General features: G+C 61.4%; 19 protein-coding genes and 3 tRNA genes. 7 read left to right on the top strand and 15 right to left on the bottom strand.

The window, feature by feature from the left end; translation table 11 throughout:
- Positions 1-358: 358 nt before the first annotated feature.
- Positions 359-562: a hypothetical protein gene (locus tag AB688_RS11290; protein WP_063544100.1), complete on the bottom strand. Its 204-nt coding sequence runs from the start codon at positions 560-562 to the stop codon at positions 359-361.
- An 85-nt stretch (positions 563-647) separates the two neighbouring features.
- On the opposite strand from AB688_RS11290, the gene AB688_RS26250 reads away from it, so the two are divergent.
- The 3 genes from AB688_RS26250 to AB688_RS11280 all read left to right on the top strand — a co-directional run bounded on the left by AB688_RS26250 (position 648) and on the right by AB688_RS11280 (position 4,444).
- Positions 648-1,778, top strand: coding sequence for an acyltransferase family protein (locus AB688_RS26250; protein ID WP_081255219.1), 1,131 nt, complete (start codon positions 648-650; stop codon positions 1,776-1,778).
- A 1,748-nt stretch (positions 1,779-3,526) separates the two neighbouring features.
- On the top strand, positions 3,527-3,727 hold the full coding sequence (locus tag AB688_RS26785) for a hypothetical protein (RefSeq protein ID WP_112897878.1): 201 nt from the start codon (positions 3,527-3,529) through the stop codon (positions 3,725-3,727).
- 102 nt (positions 3,728-3,829) lie between these two features.
- Positions 3,830-4,444, top strand: a complete 615-nt coding sequence (locus AB688_RS11280) for a site-specific integrase (RefSeq protein ID WP_081255218.1) — start codon at positions 3,830-3,832, stop codon at positions 4,442-4,444.
- Positions 4,445-4,454: 10 nt separating this feature from the next.
- Here AB688_RS11280 and AB688_RS11275 read toward each other — a convergent pair.
- From AB688_RS11275 to AB688_RS11265, 3 genes are all read right to left on the bottom strand, one after another.
- Positions 4,455-4,539, bottom strand: a tRNA-Leu gene (locus AB688_RS11275).
- A 57-nt stretch (positions 4,540-4,596) separates the two neighbouring features.
- A tRNA-His gene (locus tag AB688_RS11270) sits at positions 4,597-4,672 on the bottom strand.
- A gap of 46 nt (positions 4,673-4,718) precedes the next feature.
- A tRNA-Arg gene (locus tag AB688_RS11265) sits at positions 4,719-4,795 on the bottom strand.
- Positions 4,796-5,083: 288 nt separating this feature from the next.
- Here AB688_RS11265 and folD point away from each other — a divergent pair.
- Complete coding sequence (folD, locus tag AB688_RS11260) at positions 5,084-5,938, top strand: bifunctional methylenetetrahydrofolate dehydrogenase/methenyltetrahydrofolate cyclohydrolase FolD (protein WP_054892394.1); 855 nt, start codon at positions 5,084-5,086, stop codon at positions 5,936-5,938.
- 129 nt (positions 5,939-6,067) lie between these two features.
- Here the strand turns inward: folD and AB688_RS11255 are convergent, their stop codons facing one another.
- The 6 genes from AB688_RS11255 to AB688_RS11230 are packed head-to-tail and all read right to left on the bottom strand — an operon-like array spanning position 6,068 to position 11,984.
- A complete protein-coding gene (locus AB688_RS11255) occupies positions 6,068-7,807 on the bottom strand; it encodes an ABC transporter substrate-binding protein (RefSeq protein WP_054892395.1) in 1,740 nt (579 codons plus the stop codon).
- 36 nt (positions 7,808-7,843) lie between these two features.
- Positions 7,844-8,116: a DUF2160 domain-containing protein gene (locus tag AB688_RS11250; RefSeq protein WP_054892396.1), complete on the bottom strand. Its 273-nt coding sequence runs from the start codon at positions 8,114-8,116 to the stop codon at positions 7,844-7,846.
- 12 nt (positions 8,117-8,128) lie between these two features.
- A complete protein-coding gene (locus AB688_RS11245; protein ID WP_054892397.1) occupies positions 8,129-8,929 on the bottom strand; it encodes a carbohydrate ABC transporter permease in 801 nt (266 codons plus the stop codon).
- A gap of 3 nt (positions 8,930-8,932) precedes the next feature.
- The gene (locus AB688_RS11240; RefSeq protein ID WP_063544096.1) at positions 8,933-9,796 is read right to left on the bottom strand and encodes a carbohydrate ABC transporter permease; all 864 of its coding nucleotides are present in this window, start codon (positions 9,794-9,796) and stop codon (positions 8,933-8,935) included.
- Positions 9,793-10,890 carry an ABC transporter ATP-binding protein gene (locus tag AB688_RS11235; protein WP_063544094.1) on the bottom strand — a complete coding sequence of 366 codons (1,098 nt, stop codon included), beginning with the start codon at positions 10,888-10,890 and terminating at the stop codon, positions 9,793-9,795. Before AB688_RS11235 ends, AB688_RS11240 begins: the two co-directional genes overlap by 4 nt.
- Complete coding sequence (locus AB688_RS11230) at positions 10,890-11,984, bottom strand: ABC transporter ATP-binding protein (protein ID WP_054892400.1); 1,095 nt, start codon at positions 11,982-11,984, stop codon at positions 10,890-10,892. Before AB688_RS11230 ends, AB688_RS11235 begins: the two co-directional genes overlap by 1 nt.
- 223 nt (positions 11,985-12,207) lie before the next feature.
- Between AB688_RS11230 and AB688_RS11225 the strand changes: the two genes are divergently transcribed.
- From AB688_RS11225 to AB688_RS11215, 3 genes are all read left to right on the top strand, one after another.
- On the top strand, positions 12,208-13,971 hold the full coding sequence (locus AB688_RS11225; RefSeq protein ID WP_063544092.1) for a sigma-54-dependent Fis family transcriptional regulator: 1,764 nt from the start codon (positions 12,208-12,210) through the stop codon (positions 13,969-13,971).
- A 147-nt stretch (positions 13,972-14,118) separates the two neighbouring features.
- Positions 14,119-15,036 (top strand): citrulline utilization hydrolase CtlX, encoded by a 918-nt coding sequence (gene ctlX / locus AB688_RS11220; protein WP_063544090.1) that lies wholly within the window; start codon positions 14,119-14,121, stop codon positions 15,034-15,036.
- Positions 15,037-15,055: 19 nt separating this feature from the next.
- Entirely contained in the window at positions 15,056-16,102 is a 1,047-nt protein-coding gene (locus AB688_RS11215) for an ornithine cyclodeaminase (protein ID WP_063544088.1), read from the top strand.
- Between the two features lie 40 nt (positions 16,103-16,142).
- Here the strand turns inward: AB688_RS11215 and AB688_RS11210 are convergent, their stop codons facing one another.
- The 5 genes from AB688_RS11210 to AB688_RS11190 all read right to left on the bottom strand — a co-directional run bounded on the left by AB688_RS11210 (position 16,143) and on the right by AB688_RS11190 (position 21,618).
- Positions 16,143-17,543, bottom strand: coding sequence for an aspartate aminotransferase family protein (locus AB688_RS11210; protein ID WP_063544086.1), 1,401 nt, complete (start codon positions 17,541-17,543; stop codon positions 16,143-16,145).
- A gap of 167 nt (positions 17,544-17,710) precedes the next feature.
- On the bottom strand, positions 17,711-19,036 hold the full coding sequence (locus AB688_RS11205; protein WP_063544084.1) for an ATP-binding protein: 1,326 nt from the start codon (positions 19,034-19,036) through the stop codon (positions 17,711-17,713).
- Positions 19,033-19,716: a response regulator transcription factor gene (locus AB688_RS11200; RefSeq protein ID WP_054892406.1), complete on the bottom strand. Its 684-nt coding sequence runs from the start codon at positions 19,714-19,716 to the stop codon at positions 19,033-19,035. Before AB688_RS11200 ends, AB688_RS11205 begins: the two co-directional genes overlap by 4 nt.
- Positions 19,717-19,815: 99 nt before the next feature.
- Positions 19,816-20,619, bottom strand: coding sequence for an MOSC domain-containing protein (locus tag AB688_RS11195; protein WP_063544082.1), 804 nt, complete (start codon positions 20,617-20,619; stop codon positions 19,816-19,818).
- A 63-nt stretch (positions 20,620-20,682) separates the two neighbouring features.
- Positions 20,683-21,618 carry a chemotaxis protein CheV gene (locus AB688_RS11190; protein WP_063544080.1) on the bottom strand — a complete coding sequence of 312 codons (936 nt, stop codon included), beginning with the start codon at positions 21,616-21,618 and terminating at the stop codon, positions 20,683-20,685.
- Between the last annotated feature and the right edge of the window lie 305 nt (positions 21,619-21,923).

The raw sequence follows: 21,923 nt of genomic DNA, 5'->3' as shown, positions 1-21,923 counted from the left end.
CCCGCCAGCGAACTGACACGGATGCGCCAGAATTCCGCTGCCCTGGGAATTTGCTGCAGAAATGAAAAATGCCGCACAAGGCGGCATTTTCAGGAGGTTTTCATGCGCTTGAGCGTGCATTGAAAACAGAAGATGGTGCGGACGAAGAGACTCGAACTCTTACAGCTTGCGCCGCTGGAACCTAAATCATGCCGGTTACTATAGATTCATTTTAAATCAACAGGTTACGGCGCTCGCACATCAGCGATCTGTACAGATCGTCCCGCCACGTGTCACATCATCCCGCGCGTGTAGCACATTTATGTCACACAGCGTCTACGGCGTTCTGCCAACCGTTTCCCCTCCTTTATAGAAGCACTCACATATCGGCACATCCCAGCGCCCACATACGCGCAGCCTCGGCAAGCTCAAGCACGTCAGACAGTTGCAGGTCGTCGACCCGACTCCGGCGCCGACACTCAAAAGCCATGCTCACCAGCTTGGCCGCGTGCTTCTCGGGATCGGTGGAAAGGTCGCACTGGCTGCCGAGCACTATGACCTTCTCGCGCTGCAGCGCACCCATCAGGCCCCGACAAATTTCCCGAACCACCTAGAGGCACTGTATGATCCGCGGCAGAAGGAAACCTTCAACGTAAAGGAAAATTTCAGTGATCAGAAATGTTCAGTTTCTGCGCTTCATAGCTGCGGCAATGGTTGTATTCGCCCACTATCCTCTTTTCGCTGTAACTGAGTTAGGCGCAAACCCTTCACTTCTCAAGCTCGGTGGATTTGGAGTAGACATATTTTTTGTAATAAGCGGCTTTATAATGCTGCTAATCCTGTACCCCACATCAACATCCAACACCAACACTCCCGCCATGTCGTGGAGTCAATTTATAAAGAAAAGAATATATAGGGTTTGGCCTCTTTACTTTGTAGGAACAGCGCTAGTATTTATTGTTGCATCGATAATCAATGGCAGCTCAATCTCAAACGATGTGGAAATTTCGCGAGCGTACAATAGCAGCAAAGCAGATATATTCTTAGTCCTCCAATCATTGACGTTTTCGCATGCATTTATTGCACCAGTGCTAGACGTAGGATGGACACTACAGTTTGAGTTTGCATTTTATATTACGATTGCGTTGTCGCTGGCAATAGGAATTAGAAAGTGTGACTCTCTGATACTTGCTTTTTCCTTAATTCTTTTTGCGTCAAGCTTGGCCGCGGCTTCGATGACAAAATATGGAATTACAAGTGACCACGCAGCACTTAGGCCATTGATGATAATGGCTAACCCAATGATGGTAGAGTTTCTTATTGGGATGCTGCTTTACCGAATCATTAGAAATGAAATCTTGCTTGGAAAGAAAATTTCGATTGTGATTTTTCTTGCAACAATACCAAGCTTCATCGCCTCTGAAATACAGGACGTGTTTGCAGGTTTTGGTGGCGCTTACCACAGGTCACTTATATGGGGTGCATTTGCATTCCTGCTAGTGTGGTCGGCGATAAGCCTGGAAAAACATCTATCCACACCAAGGATCCTAGACATTTTAGGGAACTCTTCTTACAGCCTTTATATAGTCCACTGGATGCTTCTTCCTTGGATATCGTACATTGTATCAACGTCAGGAATGCTAAACAGCATTAATCTGATAGTTCTTCTTGCATTAAATTTATTAATATGCCAGGCGGCGGCCATGCTGACTTATAAGTATGTAGAGCTCCCGATTGGGGAGTTCTTGAAGCCTAACAAGCGCTCCGTGAATCAGCTCAGACATTCCCAAACACAGTGAGCCTTGAGCTAATAGTGCCGCTTGCGGCCCTCGACGGGCTGCAAGTGGTATGACTATTATGACCGAGCCCGCACGAATTGACCTAGCCCTGAGCGTAGCCCTTGATGCAGCACCATAAACAGTGCAAATATCGGCCTCCCCACCGCCCACAATATGAAAGTAAGTCGTCATATCGCTTTGTGCGCTAGAAGGGCACAGAAGACTTATGATGAATAACCCATTTCGCATGTTTGATCTTGGCAGGATTGCTAACTGGCTAAGTCTGTGAAAGGAATATCGGGCTTGCACCACTGGAGTTGCAAACAGCCCCATTCAAATATATGAGTGCACCGCAATATATAACGGTATATTCAGGCATAGCACGCCAATAAGGCAAGCCAAGATTGCCAGGCTCAACCTGACACACAAGACAATCATTTAAATGCAGAATTGTATTCTGCCCGCAAGCCCTTATAGCAGTAATACTCCACATTGTATTACACCCGCGAAGAATATTTCTGAGTCGCCCAAATGTCCTTGGCTGGGGTCTGCGGACCAAGCAATATCTCCAACCACCCATGCGCATTTCGACTTCCAAATTATGCATTCAAAGAACTGAGTATAGCGACCTTTAATCCATACTACTGAATTGCAGTCAATAGCGAATTTCATATCAATGACCACATCGTAGCAGGTGTTGCGCCCCATAAATCTCATGAGATGATATAATTATGCCTGCCTATCGAATGGGCGACAACATCTCCTCCTGCAGTAACGCCGCATTTTTCTGGAAAAACAACAGAAGCCTGCCGGTACTGACCTGGCGGGAAATACAAAAAACAATGACTTATTTACGGGAAAATATCGGCAAATAGAATACTATCGGCCGCAGCCTGCACAGCCGAACTCCAATCCCACGTGTCGGAGTTATCAGGATCAGGCCTATTCACAACTAGGCCAGCAATTCCCACACATTAATATTTTGGGCAGTTCGCATGTCTCTCGGTAAAGACTGCCTCGTTTCCAGCCTAAAATTTCCCCACCAAGCTCAGGGGAGATGTATTGCTGAAATCCTGGACTGTTCGAGGAACACCATTTGGGTCTATATAAACCACATTAGAAGCTAGGTTGATAGGCCCGGCACCAGCGCTGATAACCGACCCTATGCACTGCTCCATAGAGCGTTTGTTAACCGCATCGCCGTTCGAAACCGGAGTTCCGACATTCGAGATTCTGGGTGAACAGCGGGTACGCCCAAGGTGATCGACGTAAGGCCGCACGCACGGCCATCGTAAGCGTCGCCGCCCAGCGCGGAGAGCAGATACCAACCTGAGCGGAGCGGCGCTGGACTGGCGGGCCATAGCCGCGGGCTTCACGATAGATCCTGAATGCCGAACGACTGTGTGGCACCGAGACGGTATCCCCATAAGCATCAACATTCAGGGCGCAGCAGAGGCTTTGGTTATCACCCGTCGACCTGCTGGACGAAGCAGTCCAGGCGCGAAGGAGCCGATGCCATGATCGAGCAATCTACCCGCCACCGGCTCGAAGCCGCGCTGCAGGGCGTCAAGCCCAGCGACATGCGCCGGCGAGAGCATTGCGCAGTACCTCCATCATCGATACAAGCCGCGGGAAGATGATAACGGAGAGTTCGTGCTGTACCTGCATGAAGGAAAGCGCCAGGTCGGAGGCGGTAGCCCGTGGACGCCGGATGGTCGCGCGCACATGGACCTCAAGGGGTAGATCTGATCTGCGCAGGCGATCAGTACATGACCGTAGGCTACAGCTATCACCGAACCAAACCTGGAGACGACGTTTGCGTGGCCACCGTGATGAAGAAGCTCTGCGAAGGCCAGGCCGGCGCCCACTCCACCTGCCGCTACGGCATCGCGCCGGACATGGACTTCGACCGTTTCCAGCGGCCAGCCGCCCAACTCTGGGAAGTAGTGCGCGACGTGCTGCTCGCCTGACCATCAACTTGCCGCCACCGGCGGCGTGGAGACCACCTGTCCCTGATATCCGTCGAGCAGACCGCGAGCCTGCTTTGCGTCAGCCGCGCCACGGCTTACCGGATGGCGCTTGAAGGCCGAATCCCTACTGTGCGCTGGATGAAGCGCGGGGTCAGGGATCATGCCGAAAAACTCAAGCAGATGATCGACGAAGCCGCCGCTGCTAGTATTAGCGCCGCGGGCGGCATGTCGGAGGAAACCGAATGCCCTACAATCTACCTGGAAGGCGTGCACTCCAAAGCAGGAAAGCGGCGCAGTATTCCGCTGAACGATGGCGCGGTGAATGCGCTCAAGCAGATGATGGCATTCAGGGCCGACCCCTGCCCCGCGACGCCATGGGTGTTCGCTCGCGGTAATGGAGAGCGGGTTATGTGCCTGCGAACGGGTTTCAACAAAGCATGTGCAACGGCGGGGATTGAGGACTTCACTATTCATGATCTGCGGCACACTTGTGCTGCTCACTTGATCAGTGCCGGCGTTGCGCTGGCGGAAGTCAGGGATCTGCTGGGTCATTCAACCGTCATGATGACGGAGCGCTACGCACACCTGGCGCCAGCCAGGGTGAGGGATGCAGTCCGGGTGCTGGACCAGGCCCGTGAACGACCGAGCTCACGTTCTGTTCACGCTGAAAGTCCAGCGTGGCAAGGGGGAGCACTTCTAAAGCTCGTAACCCCTTGATTTATAAAAGTGGTGCGGACGAAGAGACTCGAACTCTTACAGCTTGCGCCGCTGGAACCTAAATCCAGTGTGTCTACCAATTTCACCACGTCCGCGTGATGCGCTTAAAACAAAGGCGCCTGATTATACAATCAAGGCGCCTTCGAAGAATATGGGGTGGACGATGGGAATCGAACCCACGACAACTGGAATCACAATCCAGCGCTCTACCAACTGAGCTACGCCCACCATATTGCGGTGTTACGTTACCTACTTGCTTGCCTAAGCTGCCTTATGGCGCACCCGGCAGGACTCGAACCTGCGACCATCCGCTTAGAAGGCGGATGCTCTATCCAGCTGAGCTACGGGCGCATATTCAATCTGCTTTCCATTACGATTGCAAATCAATTTTCAGCCTTACCGAACGAGCTAACAAATCCGCTCATTCTGCCTGACTTTGCTAACCAGTGCTAGGTTGTGCCCGACAAGTGCGACGAATGTTATAGACGAGCCGAAAGGTCGTCAACACTTTTTTCAAAAAAATTTAAATTATTTAAGGGGTTAGGGGATTTGCCCGACCACGCGCCTTTGCCCTCGGCCCGGCTCGTGCGAGAATGCGCCCTCTTTATTGTTCCCTTCTCGATGGTTAATCACGCGTCTATGACTGCACACCTTATAGATGGCAAGGCGATCGCCGCCAACCTGCGCAAGCAGATCGCCCAACGTGTCGCCGAGCGCCGCCAGCAAGGCCTGCGCACGCCAGGCCTGGCGGTGATCCTGGTCGGCACCGACCCGGCCTCCCAAGTCTATGTTTCGCACAAGCGCAAGGACTGTGAGGAAGTCGGCTTCATCTCCCAGGCGTTCGACCTGCCCAGCGACACCACGCAGCAAGCCCTGACCGAGCTGATCGACCGTCTCAACGACGACCCGGCCGTCGATGGCATCCTGCTGCAACTGCCGCTGCCAGCGCATCTGGACGCTTCGCTGCTGCTCGAGCGCATCCGTCCGGACAAGGACGTCGATGGTTTCCACCCCTACAACATCGGTCGCCTGGCCCAGCGCATCCCGCTGCTGCGCCCATGCACCCCGAAGGGCATCATCACCCTGCTGGAAAGCACCGGGCAAGACCTGTACGGCATGAACGCGGTGATCGTCGGCGCCTCCAACATCGTCGGTCGCCCGATGGCCATGGAACTGCTGCTGGCCGGTTGCACCGTCACCGTCTGCCACCGCTTCACCAAGGACCTGGCCGGCCACGTCGGCCGCGCCGACCTGCTGGTGGTAGCGGCCGGCAAACCGGGCCTGGTCAAGGGTGAGTGGGTCAAGGAAGGCGCCATCGTCATCGACGTGGGCATCAACCGCCAGGAAGACGGCAAGCTGGTGGGCGATGTGGTCTACGAGACTGCCCTGCCCCGCGCCGGCTGGATCACGCCGGTTCCAGGTGGCGTCGGGCCCATGACCCGTGCGTGCCTGCTGGAGAACACCTTGTATGCGGCTGAAGAGCTGCACAAGTAATCGTTCTCGGCACACAGCAATGAAAAACGGCACCCCAAGGGTGCCGTTTTTCATTAGACGGTGAATCTACCAACGCTATCGCGGGAGCGCAGGGCTGCCCGCGTGGAGGTCAGTACGCTCGGCAACTGATCACTTGCGCGCCTCCTCCCACGACTTGAGCAGCTCGTTGTAGCTGACCGTCTCGCCCTTGGGCTTTTCGTTGGCCAGCTTCGGTTTCGGCGCACCTGGCTGGTCGAACCAGTACTGCGCATCGCGCTCTGGGTTGAGCTTGGGCGCACAGGTGGCCTGGGCATTGGAACGCTGCAGCCGCTCCATCATGCGGTCCTGGTCACGGGCCAGGCCGTCGAGGGCCTCCTGCGGGGTCTTCTCGCCACTGGCCACCTCGGCGATATGACTCCACCACAGCTGCGCCAGGCGCGGATAGTCAGGCACGTTGGTGCCGGTCGGGGTCCACTGCACCCGTGCCGGGCTGCGGTAGAACTCCACCAGCCCACCCAGCTTGGGCGCCATCTCGGTCATGGCCTGGGAGTTGATGTCTGACTCGCGAATCGGCGTCAGACCGACGATGGTCTTCTTCAGCGACACGGTTTTCGAGGTCACGAACTGCGCGTACAGCCATGCCGCGAGACGCTGCTTTTCCGGGGTGGACTTGAAGAAGGTCCAGGAACCGGTGTCCTGGTAACCCAATTTCATGCCCTCCTCCCAATACGGCCCCTTCGGCGACGGCGCCATGCGCCACTTCGGCGTGCCATCGGCGTTGACCACCGGCAGCCCGGGCTTGACCATGTCGGCGGTGAAGGCGGTGTACCAGAAGATCTGCTGGGCGATATTGCCCTGGGCCGGCACCGGGCCTGACTCGGAGAAGGTCATGCCCTGCGCTTCCTTCGGCGCATAGGCGCGCATCCAGTCCACGTACTTCTGCGTCGCGAACACCGCTGCCGGGCCGTTGGTGTCGCCACCGCGGGTGACGCTGGAGCCAACGGGGTGGCAGTCCTCAACGCGAATGCCCCACTCGTCCACCGGCAAGCCATTGGGCAGGCCTTTGTCGCCGCCGCCGGCCATGGAGAACCAGGCGTCGGTGAAACGCCAGCCGAGCGAGGGGTCTTTCTTGCCGTAGTCCATATGGCCGTAGACGCGCTTGCCATCGATCTCCTTGACGTCCTCGGTGAAGAACTTGGCAATGTCTTCATAGGCCGACCAGTTCACTGGCACGCCCAGCTCGTAGCCGTACTTTTCCTTGAACTTGGCCTTCAGGTCAGGGCGTTCGAACCAGTCGGCGCGGAACCAGTAAAGGTTCGCAAACTGCTGGTCAGGCAACTGGTAGACCTTGCCGTCTGGCGCGGTGGTGAAGGAAATGCCGATAAAGTCTTTCAGGTCGAGCGTAGGCGAGGTGTAGTCCTTGCCTTCGTTGGCCATCAGGTCAGTGATCGACTGCACCTTGCCATAGCGAAAGTGCGTGCCGATCAGGTCGGAATCGTTGACCCAGCCGTCGTAGATGTTCTTGTCCGACTGCATCTGCGTCTGCAGCTTCTCCACCACATCGCCTTCCTGCAACAGGTCGTGGGTGAGCTGGATGCCGGTGATCTCGCTGAATGCCTTGGCCAGGACCTTGGATTCATACTCATGGGTGGTGAGGGTTTCCGACACCACGTTGATCTTCATCCCACGAAACGGCTCGGCGGCCTTGATGAACCACTTGAGTTCCGCCATCTGCTGCTCGGCACTCAAGGTGGAGGGCTTGAACTCGCTGCCGATCCATTTTTTCGCCGCGTCCTCGTACTGATCGGCCCACGCCGTGCCCTGCAGGCCGCCGAGCAGCAGCGCCGCGGCCAGAGTCAAATGTCGCCGCTTGTTGTCGTTATCGAACATTGTGATCTCCCGATTGAAATGATCCGCCGCCCCGGGCTAACCCCAGCGCAGCACCACCACGAGCCAGGCCAGCGACAGCAGCGAGGCCACCCACAGCGGCCAGTCGCTGGCGCCGATCACCGCAAGGTGCAGGTAGGCACTGGCCAGCAGGCCGATGAACAACCGATCGCCACGGCTGGTGACGAGCGGCAGGAAACCGCGCCGCTCCACGCAGGGACGACGCAGCTCGAACACTGTCATGCACGACAGCAGCACACCGACGGCGACAAAGAACAGCGCCGTGGGCAAGGTCCAGGCCATCCACTCCATCGTTGCGCCCTCCTATACCCGACCCAGGGCAAAGCCCTTGGCCACATGGTTGCGGACAAACCAGATCACCAGCATGCCAGGCAGGATGGTCAGCACCCCGGCCGCAGCCAATACCCCCCAGTCGATACCCGAGGCCGACACGGTGCGGGTCATCACCGCCGCGATCGGCTTGGCGCTCACCGATGTCAGGGTGCGCGCCAGCAGCAGCTCGACCCACGAGAACATGAAGCAGAAGAAGGCCGTCACGCCGATCCCGGAGCCAATCAGCGGTATGAAGATCTTCACGAAGAAGCGCGGGAAGCTGTAACCATCGATGTAGGCGGTTTCATCGATCTCTTTCGGCACCCCCGACATGAAACCCTCCAGGATCCATACCGCCAGTGGCACGTTGAACAAGCAGTGGGCCAGGGCCACGGCAATGTGGGTGTCGAACAGGCCGATGGATGAATACAGCTGGAAGAACGGCAGCAGGAACACCGCCGGTGGCGCCATGCGGTTGGTCAGCAGCCAGAAGAACAAATGGCGATCACCGAGAAAGCGATAGCGCGAGAAGGCATACGCGGCCGGCAAGGCCACCGCCAGTGAGATCACCGTGTTCAGGCACACGTAGTACAGCGAGTTGAGGTAGCCGCTGTACCAGCTCGGGTCGGTGAAAATGACCCGATAGTTGTCAAAGGTGAACGCCTGCGGCCACAGGGTCAGCCCGCCCAGGATCTCGGTGTTGCTCTTGAACGACATGTTCAACAGCCAGTAGATCGGCACCAGCAGGAAGAAGAAGTACAGCAGCAGCGGCACCGCTTTGCGCAAGGTCATGGCCTAATCCTTGTCGGCGTGGGTCATGGCGGTATAGAACAGCCACGACACCAGCAGGATGATCAGGAAGTACACCAGCGAGAACGCCGCCGCCGGCCCCAGGTCGAACTGTCCTACCGCCATGCGCGTGAGGGTCTGGCTGAGGAACGTGGTGGCGTTGCCCGGCCCGCCACCGGTGAGCACGAAAGGCTCGGTATAGATCATGAAGCTGTCCATGAAGCGCAGCATCACCGCAATCAGCAGCACGCTCTTGAGCTTCGGCAGCTGGATATGGCGAAACACCGCCCAACCCGAGGCGCGGTCGATACGTGCAGCCTGGTAATACACGTCGGGAATGGCACGCAACCCCGAGTAGCACAGCAGTGCCACCAGTGAGGTCCAGTGCCAGACATCCATCACCAGCACGGTGACCCAGGCATCCAGCGGATCGCCTGCATAGTTGTAGCTGACCCCAAGCTTGGCCAGGGTGGCGCCAAGCAGCCCGATATCGGCGCGGCCGAAGATCTGCCAGATGGTGCCGACCACGTTCCACGGGATGAGCAGCGGAATGGCCATGATGATCAGGCACACCGAGGCCATGCGCCTCTTGGTCGGCATGGTCAGGGCAATGGCGATGCCCAGCGGGATCTCGATCAGCAGCACGCAGCCCGAATAGATGAACTGACGCAGCAGTGCATCGTGCAGCGCGGGGTCGCGCAACACCTGGCGGTACCAGTCGGCGCCAACGAAATAGCGGTTGGAGGCGTCGAAGATGTCCTGCACCGAGTAATTGACCACCGTCATCATCGGCACCACGGCGCTGAAGGCCACCAGCAGGAACACCGGCAGCACCAGCCACCAGGCCTTGTTGTTCGGCACCTTGTTCATGGCGTGGCCTCCAGCAGCAGGTCATCGACATAGAGCATCAGCCATTGCGCTGGCAGGCTGACCCACGCGCGCCCTTCAGGCAGGGGACGGTCCTCACCCATGCGAGCCTTGAGGGTGACGCCACCCAGCTCCAGGGTGAGGATGCGGTAGGTGCCCAAGTCTTCTATATCCAGGACCTGGGCCTCGAAGGCATCATCGATCGGACGGTCCCAGACCTGCACGAACTCCGGGCGAATCCCTACCTGCAAGCGCTCGCGCGGTTGCTCGGCGAGGCGCTCGCGCAGGCCATCCGGCAATGGCAGGTGCAGACCGCCGAAACTCACGCCATCGGCTTCGGCATGCACTTCGATCAGATTCATCCCGGGGCTGCCAATGAAGTAGCCCACGAAGGTATGGCGCGGGCGCTCGAACAATTCGCGCGGGGTGCCGAACTGGACAATGCGCCCACCGTGCATCACCGCGATCTTGTCAGCGAAGGTCGATGCCTCCAGTTGATCGTGGGTGACATAGATCATGGTGATGTTGAACTGCTCGTGAATCTGCTTGAGCTTGCGCCGCAGCTTCCACTTCAAGTGCGGGTCGATCACCGTCAGCGGCTCGTCGAAAAGGATCGCCGACACATCGTCGCGCACCAGGCCGCGGCCCATCGAAACCTTCTGCTTTTCGTCGGCGCTCAGGTTGCGCGCCTTTTTCTTCAGCACCGCCCCCAGGTCGAGCACCTCGGCGATCTCTTCGACGCGCGCCCTCACCCGCTGCTCATCCAGGCCCTGGTTACGCAGGGGGAAGGCCAGGTTGTCGAATACGCTCATGGTGTCGTACACCACCGGGAACTGGAACACCTGGGCAATGTTGCGCTGCTGCGGCGACAGCGCATTGACCGGTTGACCGTCGAACTGAACCTCGCCCTGGGACGGACTGAGCAGGCCGGAAATGATGTTGAGCAAGGTCGACTTGCCGCAGCCGGACGGTCCGAGCAAGGCGTAGGCCCCGCCCTGCTCCCAGACATGCTCGAGTTCGTGCAAGGCATAGTCGCCAGCGCCGGAGGGCTGGCGGCTGTAGCTGTGGGCCAGGCGATGCAAGCGGATCTCGGCCATCAGCGGCGCCTCCCCTGACGCAGGCCGGGGGCCTGTACCAGTTGACCGGTGCTGTCGAAGACGAACAGCTTGTGGGTGGGGATGAACACCGGGACCTGGGTGTCCACCTGATACTCATGCACCCCCGGCAGGTGCAAGATCATCCGCCAGTGCTCGTTGCGCACATGCAGGAAGGTCTCCGAGCCGCTGATTTCAGCCAGCTCGACCAGCACGGTCAGCTCGAGGTCGTCGTCATGGGAGGGCACCAGGGTGATGTGGCTGGGGCGCACACCGAAGCGGTAGTCGCCATCGGCCAGGGCGCGCAGATCGTCGGTACGGGCGAAGTGCACGGCGCCGGCCAGGCTCACCTCGTTGCCCGCGACCCGCCCGCTGACCAGGTTGATCGGCGGCTCCGAGAACAGCTCGGCAGCCAGCACGTTGCAAGGCTTGTGGTAGACCTCGGCGGTCGGGCCGCTCTGCAGCAGCCGGCCTTCGTGGAGGATGGTGGTGGTGCCACCCAGGGCCAAGGCTTCGTTCGGCTCGGTGGTGGCGTACACGGCGATGCAGTTGCGTTCGGCGAACAGCGCGCGCAGCTCCTGGCGCAGCCCTTCACGCAGCTTGTAGTCGAGGTTGACCAGCGGCTCGTCGAAGAGGATCAGCGAAGCGTCCTTGACCAGCGCGCGAGCCATTGCCGTGCGCTGCTGCTGGCCACCGGAGAGCTCCAGCGGCAAGCGCTGCAGGTAGGCTTCGATACGCAACATCTCGGCGGTCTGGCGCACCCGCTGGCGAATCTGCGCCTCTGGCAGGCGCGCCTGGCGCAGCGGTGAGGCGATGTTCTCGAACACGCTGAGGGTGGGGTAATTGATGAACTGCTGATAGACCATCGACACATTGCGTTCACGCACCGGGCGCCCGGTAACGTCCTCGCCGTCCATCAGCACCCGCCCGCTGTCCGGCCGATCCAGGCCGGCCATCAGGCGCATCAGGCTGGTCTTGCCAGACAAGGTACGGCCAAGCAACACATTGAACGAGCCCGGCTCGAAACGCAGACTGGCCTCGGCGATCCAGGCCTGGTTATCGACGTGGCGGCTGACCTGCTCCAGCACCAGGGTCATGGCGTAGCCTTCTTGTGATTGTTGTCCGCCGAACGGAGCCAGAACTGTGCCAGAAACCGCCGAACGCTCTGGCACCGGCTCCACGCAGCAGCGCCCTGTTCGCCTGCGAACACAAATGAACAGTTTCGCTGGACAGTTGAACAACCACGGCATTGACAATGAACAGTTGTGAACGACACTCAAGGGCGGTCGTCGACAACAACAATCACACAGGGACAGGCCCATGGCCGCTGATACCCCGACCCACGCCCACCTGATCCAGGCCTCCTGGGCCCGCTGCCGCGAATACGGCCTGCAACCGCACAGCGCGCCGGATTTCGACTGCCTGACTGGCGCGCAACTGAGCGAACTGCTCGAGCACCGCCAGGCCCTGCTGCAACTGACCCGCGACGCCGTGCTGCCGCAGTACACGCACCTGCTGGGCAATTCCAGCTATCTGGTGATGCTCGCCGACGCCGGAGGCTGCCTGCTCGACGCCTGGGGCACGCGGCGCTTCGTCGAACCGCGCCAGCAGCATGGTTTCACACCGGGTGCACACTGGCAGGAGCGCGGCGTCGGCACCAACGCGCTGGGCACGGCATTGGCCTGCGGTGAGGCCATCCATGTCGGCCAGGACGAACATTTCCTGCGCCAGAACCGCTACATGGCCAGTGCCGCCGCGCCCCTGTTCGATGCCGAGCGCCGCCTGGTGGGCGTACTGGATGTCTCCAGCGATGGCTACCTGCCCGTCGCCCAGACCCTCGGCCTGGTGCGCATGATGGGCCAGAGCCTGGAGAACCGCCTGATCCTCGCCGCCCACGGCGACCGGCACGGGCAACTGGTGTTCAATACCGCACCCGACAACCTAGACAGCCCCTGGGCCGGCTTGCTGCTGTTCGACAAACGTGGCCGGGTGCTGGCAGCCAATCATCGCGCAGACAGCCTGCTGGGCCAGGATCCGCGGCAATGCACGCTCGAACAGCTGTTCCAGACCTCGCTCAAACAGATCCTCGCCCACCCGCAGGAGAGCGCCTTCGCCCTGCAAGTCGCCGGTCGCCACCGTTTCCACTGCCAGTGGCGCGCACCGCATCAACCCATGCGCAGCACACCGCCAAGCAGCGACCCGCGCGTGAGCAAGGCGCTGGCCCAGGCCGGCCTGCTGCTGGAGAAGGATATTCCGGTGCTGATTCAGGGCGAGACGGGCGTCGGCAAGGAGGTCTTCGTCAATACCCTGCATCAGGCCAGCAGCCGTGTCGGCCGGCCGCTGATCGCGGTGAACTGCGCAGCGATCCCGGCAGAACTGGTGGAGTCGGAACTGTTCGGCTACGAGAAAGGCGCTTTCACCGGTGCCCACCACAAAGGCAACACCGGGCTGATCCGCAAGGCTGACGGCGGCATCCTGTTTCTCGACGAAATTGGCGACATGCCCCTTCCAACCCAGGCCCGACTGTTGCGTGTGCTGCAGTCGCGCTGCATCCAGCCGCTGGGCAGTGGTGAGCCGGTGGCGGTGGACATTCGCGTGGTCTCGGCGAGCAACCTCGACCTGGCTGCCGAAGTCCGCGCCGGGCGATTTCGCCAGGACCTCTACTACCGCATCGCCGGGCTGGCACTGGTACTGCCCCCGTTGCGCGAGCGCAGCGATCGGCGGGCGCTGATCGAGCAGGTGCATGCACGTTACCGCGAACCCGGACAGGTACAACGCTTGTCGCCACGGATGCTGGCGCTGTTCGAGCAGCACCCCTGGCCGGGAAACCTGCGCGAGCTGGTGACCGTGATGCAGGTTGCCCTGGCGTTGGCGGGGCCTGATGCCATCAGCGAAGAGCACCTGCCAGCGGCGTTCCTGGTGGAAGCTTCGGCCCCCCTGCCTGCACCCGAACGGGCCGACACCGGGCAAGACCTCGATACGCTGCTGCGCGAAGCCAACGGTAATCTTTCCTCAGTGGCGCGGGCGCTGGGGATCAGCCGTACGACACTGTACAAGCGGCTGCGCTCGACGGCCGCAGGCTGAGCCAGCCTGCGCCGGGGCACCGCAGCCGATTCCGCTGCAACGCCCACCATTTCAGCTGGAGCCGCTGCCCGTCACCTGCCGTTCAGCAGGCTTTTCCTACTTCCGCACCGGAAAATGGACACACAGCCACCTGTGGATGCGTGCCCAATGCAAACAACAAATACCGTCCTCATGATTCGCCCGGCGCGGTTCGCCTTCAACCCCGACACCGCCCTGACCAACCACTTCCAGAGCGCACCGCTGGACCCTGACGCCGCCAGCAGCAAAGCCCTCGAAGAGTTCGACGGCTATGTGCAGACCCTGCGCCAGCACGGCGTCGAGGTGTTGGTGGTGCAGGACACGCCCGAACCGCACACACCCGATTCGATCTTCCCCAACAACTGGTGGAGCAGCCATGCCGATGGCAGCCTGGTGCTCTACCCGATGGAAGGTCACAACCGTCGCCTGGAGCGCGAAAAGGGTGTGCTTCAGGTGATCGAGGAACGCTTCGCCATCGAACGCACCATCGACCTGAGCCCACTGGAACAGCAGAATCTGTTCCTCGAAGGCACTGGCAGCATGGTTCTGGATCGCGAGCACCGTATCAGCTACGCCTGCCATTCCGGCCGCACCCACGAACAGGCGCTGCGCCAGTTCGCCGAACGCCTCGGCTACCGCCTGTGCCTGTTCCACGCCCTCGATCGCCAGCAGGCACCGATCTACCACAGCAACGTGATGATGAATGTCGGCCGCACCCTGGCTGTGGCCTGCCTTGACGCCCTGCCCCACGCCGACGAACGCCGCACCCTCGAACACTCGCTGCGCGACACCGGCAAGGAGGTGCTGGCTTTGGGTTTCGACCAGTTGGAGGGCTTCGCCGGCAACATGCTCGAAGTGCACGACCGCAGCGGCCGCTCGCTGCTGGTGATGTCGCGCAACGCCTGGCGCTCGCTGGACGCTGGCCAACGCCGCCAGGTCGAGCGCCACAGTCATCCGCTGGTGGTCGATATCGACCACATCGAACGCATTGGCGGGGGCAGCGCACGCTGCATGCTCGCCGAAGTCCACCTTCCCTCGCGCCACTGAGCCCCCAAAGGAGCACTCCATGACTCGCTATATCGACGTGCAAGACCTCGCCCGCCTGGTCAACCGCAAGGGCCTGCCCACCTGCCTGGCCGAGATGGCCGAATACATTCGTGACGACTACCTGCGCTGGCACGACTTCGAAAAGTGCCCGCGCCTGGCCAACCACTCGCCCGATGGCGTGATCGAACTGATGCCGGTGTCCGACGCCAACCTGTACGCCTTCAAGTACGTCAACGGCCACCCGAAGAACACCCACAACGGGCTGCTGACCGTGATGGCGTTCGGTGCGCTGGGCGATGTCGACACCGGCGCCCCTGTCCTGCTCAGCGAAATGACCCTGACCACCGCTATTCGCACCGCCGCCACCTCGGCCCTGGCCGCAGGCTACCTGGCACGCAAGGACAGCCGAAGCATGGCGCTGATCGGCAACGGTTCGCAAAGCGAGTTCCAGGCCATCGCCTTCCACACCCTGCTGGGCATCGAAGAGATCCGCCTGTTCGACATCGACCGCGCCGCCTCGCAGAAACTCGCGGCCAACCTGGCCGGCTACCCCAAGCTCAAGCTGATCATCGCAGCATCCTTGGCCGACGCGGTACGCGGTGCCGACATCGTCACCACGGTCACTGCCGACAAGGCCTATGCCACCATTCTCACCCCCGAAATGATCGAACCGGGCATGCACCTCAACGCCGTGGGCGGCGACTGCCCGGGCAAGACCGAACTGCACCGCGAGATCGTCGAGCGCGCACGGGTGATCGTCGAGTACGAACCGCAGAGCCGCATCGAGGGTGAAATCCAGCAGATGCCGGCGGACTCGCCGATCACAGAATTCTGGCAGGTGGTCGAAGGGATCGCTGCCGGTCGCGAGAACGCCGCGCAGGTGACCCTGTTCGATTCGGTGGGCTTTGCCCTGGAGGACTACTCGGCGCTGCGCTATGTGCTGGATGTGGCCAAGGCGCTGGATATCGGCCACGACATTGCCCTGGTGCCCGAGCTCGAGAACCCGAAGGACCTGTTCGCCCTGCTGCAACCAAAAGCCGCGGCGCGTAACGCCAGCGCAGCATAAAAAAGCGGGGGCTGTAGTGCACAGCCCCCGCAGGCCTGGATCAGTCGCCGGCCACTGCAGCCTGGACGGCACGGGCGAAGCGGTCGGCCACTTCGTCGATCTGCTCGGCGCTGATGATCAGCGGCGGCAGGAAACGCACTACAGCGCCATGCCGGCCGCCCAGTTCGAGAATCAGGCCGCGCTTGAGGCACTCGCGCTGAACCTTCGGTGCCAGGCTGCGTGAGGCCGCCGGGTGGCCGAGGGCATCCAGCGCACCGTCCGGATCGATCAACTCGACCCCCAGCATCAAGCCTCGACCGCGAATATCGCCCAGGTGCGGGTAGTCACGCTGCAGGTGCTGCAGATGGCCGCGCAGGCGCTGGCCCATGGCGGCGGCGTGTTCGTCCAGGCGATGCTCCACCAGGTAATTGATCACCGCCGACCCTGCGGCCATGGCCATCTGGTTGCCACGGAAGGTCCCGGCGTGAGCCCCAGGCGCCCAGGTGTCGAGCCAGTCACGGTAGACCACTACCGCCAGCGGCAGGCTGCCGCCAATGGCTTTGGACAGGGTCACCACGTCTGGCACGATGCCCGCATGCTCGAAGGCGAACATACGCCCGGTGCGGGCGAAGCCGCTCTGGATCTCGTCGACGATCAGCGCCACCCCAGCCTGCTCGGTGATACGGCGCACACCGCGCAGCCACTCGATATCGGCCGGAATCACACCGCCCTCGCCCTGCACCACCTCAAGAATCACCGCCGCCGGCAGCTGTACCCCGGCCTCAGGGTCGAGCAGCAGGTTTTCCAGGTAATGCAGGTTGGCACGCACCCCCGCCTCGCCGCCCAAACCGAACGGGCAGCGGTAGTCATAGGGATAGGGCATGAACTGCACGCCGCTGTTGAGCAGTGCACCCAGGGGCTTTTTCGGCCCCAGGCTGCCCATCAGGCTCAGGGCGCCCTGGGTCATCCCGTGGTACGCCCCCTGGAAAGCCAGCACCGTGCTGCGCCCGGTGGCGGTACGCACCAGCTTCAACGCAGCTTCCACCGCATCGGTGCCAGTCGGCCCGCAGAACTGGATCTTCGCCTCGCGACGCAATGCCTCGGGCAGTACCGCAAACAGGTCCTGAACGAATCGATCCTTGACCGGCGTGGTCAGGTCGAGGGTGTGCAGCGGCAGCTCATCGGCCAGCACGCGCTGGATCGCTTCGACCACAACCGGGTGATTGTGCCCCAGCGCCAGGGTGCCGGCACCGGCCAGGCAGTCGATGAACTGACGGCCTTCGACGTCCTCGACATGGATGCCCCGGGCGCGCTTGAGCGCCAGCGGAATGCGACGTGGGTAGCTGCGGGCATTGGACTCCTGTTGCTGCTGGCGCAGCAGCAAGGCTGAATCCTCGAACTGGTACAGAGATTCCGGCGCAACAGCCGGCAGTGCCTGGGCAAGGCTGGAAGCGGTAGACATCGGCGAACCCTCGCAAGCAAGTAGGAATGCCCGCCACGTCCCTGTAACCGGATGTGTGTCGGGAAGTCATCGCTTGGGAGACGCTTGAGTAGGGTGTGGATTTAGCAGATTTTGGGGCCAAGGTGGCTTTTCGCAGAGGCGTCCGCGAAAGCCACGTTGACCGATGATCAGGCCCGAGCCTCCCGCGCAGGCACCTGCAGCCAGACCCGCAGCCCGTCACTGCGACTGTCGAAACGCAAGCTGCCCGCGCAGCGCTGGACGATCGCCTGGACAATCGCCAATCCCAGCCCACTGCCGACACTCTTGCTGTTGCGCCAGAAACGCTCGGTCAGGTGCTTGAGGTCCTCGTCGGCAATGCCCGGACCATGATCGCGAACCAGGAAGCCTACCTGCCCATCGGCCATCTGCACTTCCAGCTCCACCGCCTCATTGCCACCATGGCGCAGGGCGTTGTCCAGCAGGTTGCGCAGCGCCGCCACCGCCAAGGGCGCGGGCATGCCCAGGTAGATGCGGGTGGCCTCTTCGGGCAGGCGCAGGACGATCCGCCGGTTGTCGCCGCCACCAGCGTCCTGCACCGCCTGGCGCGCGACTTGCTCGGCACTGCACAGCACGCCATCTTCGAACGACAGGCTACCCTCGACCCGGGCCAGCATCAGCAGTTGCTCCAAGGTCCGGTGCATGCGGTCGGCGCCCTGCTCGGCGTGCTCCAGGGCCTGCTCGCGCACGCTTCCATCGGTCATGCGCGCCACTTGCAGGTGGGTCTTGATGGCGGTCAGAGGGCTGCGCAGTTCGTGCGCAGCATCGTCGGTCAGGCGTCGCTCGCGCTCGAGGGTCTGGGCGATCCGCAGGAACAGCTGGTTCTGGGTTTCCAGCAATGGCTGCAGCTCGCTGGGCATGCCCGCCACCTGCAAGGGTTCGACGCTGTCTGCTCGGCGCTTGCGCAGGGCATCGCGCATGCGGTTGAGCGGCTCCAGCCCCTTGCCCAGACCAATCCACAGCAGCCCCAGGCTGCCGAGCAAGGCCATCAGCACCGGTGCCGAAGCGGCCAGCAGGATCGACTGGTTGAGCGCCTCGCGTTCCTGATGGCGATCGGCCGTGGTGATCCGCACATCGCCGTGGTTGTAGGTGAAGGTGCGCCATGAACTGCCATCGATCGTCTGGTCACGGAAGCCGCTGCGCTGATCGTCCATGCTGCCATCGTGTTTGTGGTTGCTGGCCAGGATCTCGCCGCGCAGGGAACTGACCTGGCAGGCCATGCCGTCCGGCACGCTGAACTGGTCGGCCGCAAAGTGCGCGTCCCGGCCCTTGGCCCCCAACGGCTGCGGCAACTGGTCGACCAGGCCCGCCACCATCCGTGCCGAAGCCACCAGGCGCTGGTCGAGGGAGAACATCATCTGCTGACGCAGGTCGCGCAACATCCAGGCCGCGGCCAGGATCCAGATCAGGATGAAGGCACTGCCCAGGATCAGCGACAGACGAACCCGCAGGCTCATGGCGCGGTCTCCTGCGGGGCCTGCGCTGCACCCAGGCGATAGCCCAGCCCGCGTACGGTCTCGACGATACTGTTGCCAAGCTTGCGCCGCAGGTGGTGGATGTGAACGTTCAGGGCATTGCTCTCGACTTCATCGCTGAAGCCATAGACGCAATCCTTGAGCTGTTCGCTGGACAGCACGCGCCCGGGATTCTGCAGCAAGGCCTGGAGCAAGGCCTGCTCCCGTCGGGACAGATCGACCGCACGACCGGCCAGGGTCGCCTCGCAACTGCTGGGGTTATAGACCAAGGGGCCGTGCTCGATGACATTCACGGCGCGCCCGGCCACGCGGCGCAGGAGCGTGTGCAGGCGTGCCGCCAGCTCGCGCAGGTCGAAAGGTTTGAGCAGGTAGTCGTCGGCGCCGGCCTGCAGGCCATCGACCCGGTCGGTGACCGCATCACGGGCCGTGAGCACCAGCACCGGCAGCACCTCGCCCTGCTGGCGCAGGCGCCGCAACAGCTTGAGGCCGTCTTCGTCGGGCAACCCCAGGTCGAGGATCATCACGTCGAACTGGGCCGCCTGGAGCAGTGCACGTGCCGCCGAGGCGCTGGCGACCCGATCGACGGTCAGGCCCTGGGCCGTGAGGCCGGCGCAAATGCCGCTGGCGATCAGGTCGTCGTCCTCGCAGAGCAGTACGTGCATGGGAAATCTCCGGGTAGGTGGATGCGCAGTGCAACAAAACGGGATTAAGCGCCGATTATGAACCTCACCCCGCGTTTCGTCGCCTGCGCCGGCCGGCGATTACTCGAGTACCTCGACCGGCATGCCGACTTCAAGTCGCCCGCTGCCATCGACCGCCAGGTTCTGCCCGAACAGTACGTCCCCTTCCCGCTCACGAAAGGTCTTGAGGGTGGTCAACGGCTCCCGGTCGCTACTGCGCTCACCCGTCTGTGGGTCGAGGGTCGTAAGGATGCAGCGCACACTGGGCTTGAGCACCCGCAGGGTCAGGTCGCCGATACGGATACGCTTCCAGCCGTCTTCGGCAAACGCCTCGGCGCCCTCGACCACCAGGTTGGGACGAAAACGCAGCATCTGCATCGGCCGGCCGATGCGCCGGTTGAGTTCATCGAGCGAGCCCTGGCCGATCAGTAATAACGGAAAGCCGTCGGGGAAGGCCGCACGGTCACTGTTGAGCCCATAGCCGCTGGGCAGGTAGCGTGCCCGCTGCTGCGGACAGTGCACCAGACGTACCGCCTTGCCGAGCATCTGACTGAGCCACGCAGCGGCCTCGTCGCCGGCATCGGGCACGCGCAAGGTGTCGCGCCAGATGGTCACCCCGCGCAGGTCGTCGTCGGCACCCGGCACCTTGACCGTCAGCGGCGCCTGCCCAGGTGTTTGCAGCAGCAGGCTTTCTTCATCGCCACCGGTGGCCGTGAGCCGTCCCAATTGTGGCCAGGCACGCTGGGTAAGGAAGCGCCCGGTGTCCTGCTCGACCACCATCCAGCGCCGATCGCCCGACAGCCCCATGGCATCCACGGTCGACTCGCCCAGGCTCTGCGCCTGGCAAGACTTCACTGGATACCGATACAACGCACTCAGAAACATCCCCGCCCGCCTCGTGCCAGTCAAAAAGCCAAGCTTATACCCACCACGGGGCGTGTGCAGGTATCAGACTGGCGCATGATCGAGCGACAGACGCTCGCGCACCACATCCACCAGGCGGTCCGGCTGGAACTTGGAGAGGAAGTTGTCGCAGCCTACCTTCTTCACCATCGACTCGTTGAAGCTGCCCGACAGCGACGTGTGCAGCACCACGTAAAGCCCGCGCAGACGCGGGTCATTGCGGATCTCGGTGGTCAGGCGGTAACCGTCCATCTCCGGCATTTCGGCATCGGTGAAGATCATCAGCAGTTTTTCGCAGACGTCCTCTCCGGCATCGGCCCAGCCCTTGAGCATGCGCAGCGCCTTCAGGCCATCACTGGCGATGTGCAGCTTCACACCCAGTTGCGACAAGGTGTCACGCAGTTGGGCCAGGGCCACGCTGGAGTCATCCACGAGCAACACTTCACGACCGCGGGCACGGGCGAGCACCGGGTCTTCGAGCTTGTCGCGCGATACCTTGGCGCTGTAGGGCACGATCTCGGCCAGCACCTTCTCCACGTCGATGATCTCCACCAGTTTCTCGTCGACCTTGGTGATCGCGGTCAGGTAATGCTGGCGGCCGGCGCTGGTAGGCGGTGGCATGATGGCTTCCCAGTTCATGTTGACGATGCGGTCGACGCCGCCCACCAGGAACGCCTGTACCGAGCGATTGTACTCGGTGACGATGATGGTGCTGTCCGGCCCTGGCTGCAGCGGGCGCATGCCGATTGCCTGGGACAGGTCGATCACCGGCAGCGTCTGGCCGCGCAGGTTGACCACGCCACAGACGAAGGTGTGGCGCTGCGGCATCAGGGTCAGCTTGGGCAGTTGCAGCACCTCCTGCACCTTGAACACGTTGATCGCGAACAGCTGTCGCCCCGCCAGGCGGAACATGAGGATTTCCAGGCGGTTCTCGCCTACCAATTGCGTGCGTTGATCTACCGTGTCGAGAATGCCAGCCATTGCGCAACCCCCTGGCTCTGTGCCGGAAAAAGTGGATACATCCGCCCTGTATCGGCACAATCCGCCAGAGCTTGACCCCTGCAGAAAAATGCCTGAACGGCGATTGATATCACTTTACCATCATGCTTTACTGCTGCCACATCCCTCCTCATCCGCCGCGCTGCGGACGTACCACTGCCTCTGAGACCTCATCAGGGAAACCCCTAGGAGCAATCGGGAGCAACCTGATATTCGCAATATCCATTAGCCATTAATGTGACGCCATTCTCACTGCATGAACGGAGTCAGGCTCTTGTCAGCGAACA

This window comes from Pseudomonas putida (assembly GCF_001636055.1).
Lineage (GTDB): Bacteria > Pseudomonadota > Gammaproteobacteria > Pseudomonadales > Pseudomonadaceae > Aquipseudomonas > Aquipseudomonas machongensis.
The sequence above is the reverse complement of the archived record's forward strand: the minus strand, read 5'-3'. Positions and strand labels throughout refer to the sequence as shown.

Excerpts from the sequence above, each read along its gene's own strand:
- AB688_RS11225 (WP_063544092.1), top strand. The coding sequence starts at position 12,208 with ATGGCCGCTGATACCCCGACCCACGCCCACCTGATCCAGGCCTCCTGG.
- ctlX (WP_063544090.1), top strand. The coding sequence starts at position 14,119 with ATGCAAACAACAAATACCGTCCTCATGATTCGCCCGGCGCGGTTCGCC.
- AB688_RS11215 (WP_063544088.1), top strand. The coding sequence starts at position 15,056 with ATGACTCGCTATATCGACGTGCAAGACCTCGCCCGCCTGGTCAACCGC.
- AB688_RS11230 (WP_054892400.1), bottom strand. The coding sequence starts at position 11,984 with ATGACCCTGGTGCTGGAGCAGGTCAGCCGCCACGTCGATAACCAGGCC.
- AB688_RS11250 (WP_054892396.1), bottom strand. The coding sequence starts at position 8,116 with ATGGAGTGGATGGCCTGGACCTTGCCCACGGCGCTGTTCTTTGTCGCC.
- AB688_RS11290 (WP_063544100.1), bottom strand. The coding sequence starts at position 562 with ATGGGTGCGCTGCAGCGCGAGAAGGTCATAGTGCTCGGCAGCCAGTGC.
- AB688_RS11195 (WP_063544082.1), bottom strand. The coding sequence starts at position 20,619 with ATGTTTCTGAGTGCGTTGTATCGGTATCCAGTGAAGTCTTGCCAGGCG.
- AB688_RS11255 (WP_054892395.1), bottom strand. The coding sequence starts at position 7,807 with ATGTTCGATAACGACAACAAGCGGCGACATTTGACTCTGGCCGCGGCG.
- AB688_RS11205 (WP_063544084.1), bottom strand. The coding sequence starts at position 19,036 with ATGAGCCTGCGGGTTCGTCTGTCGCTGATCCTGGGCAGTGCCTTCATC.
- AB688_RS11245 (WP_054892397.1), bottom strand. The coding sequence starts at position 8,929 with ATGACCTTGCGCAAAGCGGTGCCGCTGCTGCTGTACTTCTTCTTCCTG.
- AB688_RS11210 (WP_063544086.1), bottom strand. The coding sequence starts at position 17,543 with ATGTCTACCGCTTCCAGCCTTGCCCAGGCACTGCCGGCTGTTGCGCCG.
- folD (WP_054892394.1), top strand. The coding sequence starts at position 5,084 with ATGACTGCACACCTTATAGATGGCAAGGCGATCGCCGCCAACCTGCGC.
- AB688_RS26785 (WP_112897878.1), top strand. The coding sequence starts at position 3,527 with ATGACCGTAGGCTACAGCTATCACCGAACCAAACCTGGAGACGACGTT.
- AB688_RS11190 (WP_063544080.1), bottom strand. The coding sequence starts at position 21,618 with ATGGCTGGCATTCTCGACACGGTAGATCAACGCACGCAATTGGTAGGC.
- AB688_RS11240 (WP_063544096.1), bottom strand. The coding sequence starts at position 9,796 with ATGAACAAGGTGCCGAACAACAAGGCCTGGTGGCTGGTGCTGCCGGTG.
- AB688_RS11235 (WP_063544094.1), bottom strand. The coding sequence starts at position 10,890 with ATGGCCGAGATCCGCTTGCATCGCCTGGCCCACAGCTACAGCCGCCAG.
- AB688_RS11200 (WP_054892406.1), bottom strand. The coding sequence starts at position 19,716 with ATGCACGTACTGCTCTGCGAGGACGACGACCTGATCGCCAGCGGCATT.
- AB688_RS11280 (WP_081255218.1), top strand. The coding sequence starts at position 3,830 with ATGGCGCTTGAAGGCCGAATCCCTACTGTGCGCTGGATGAAGCGCGGG.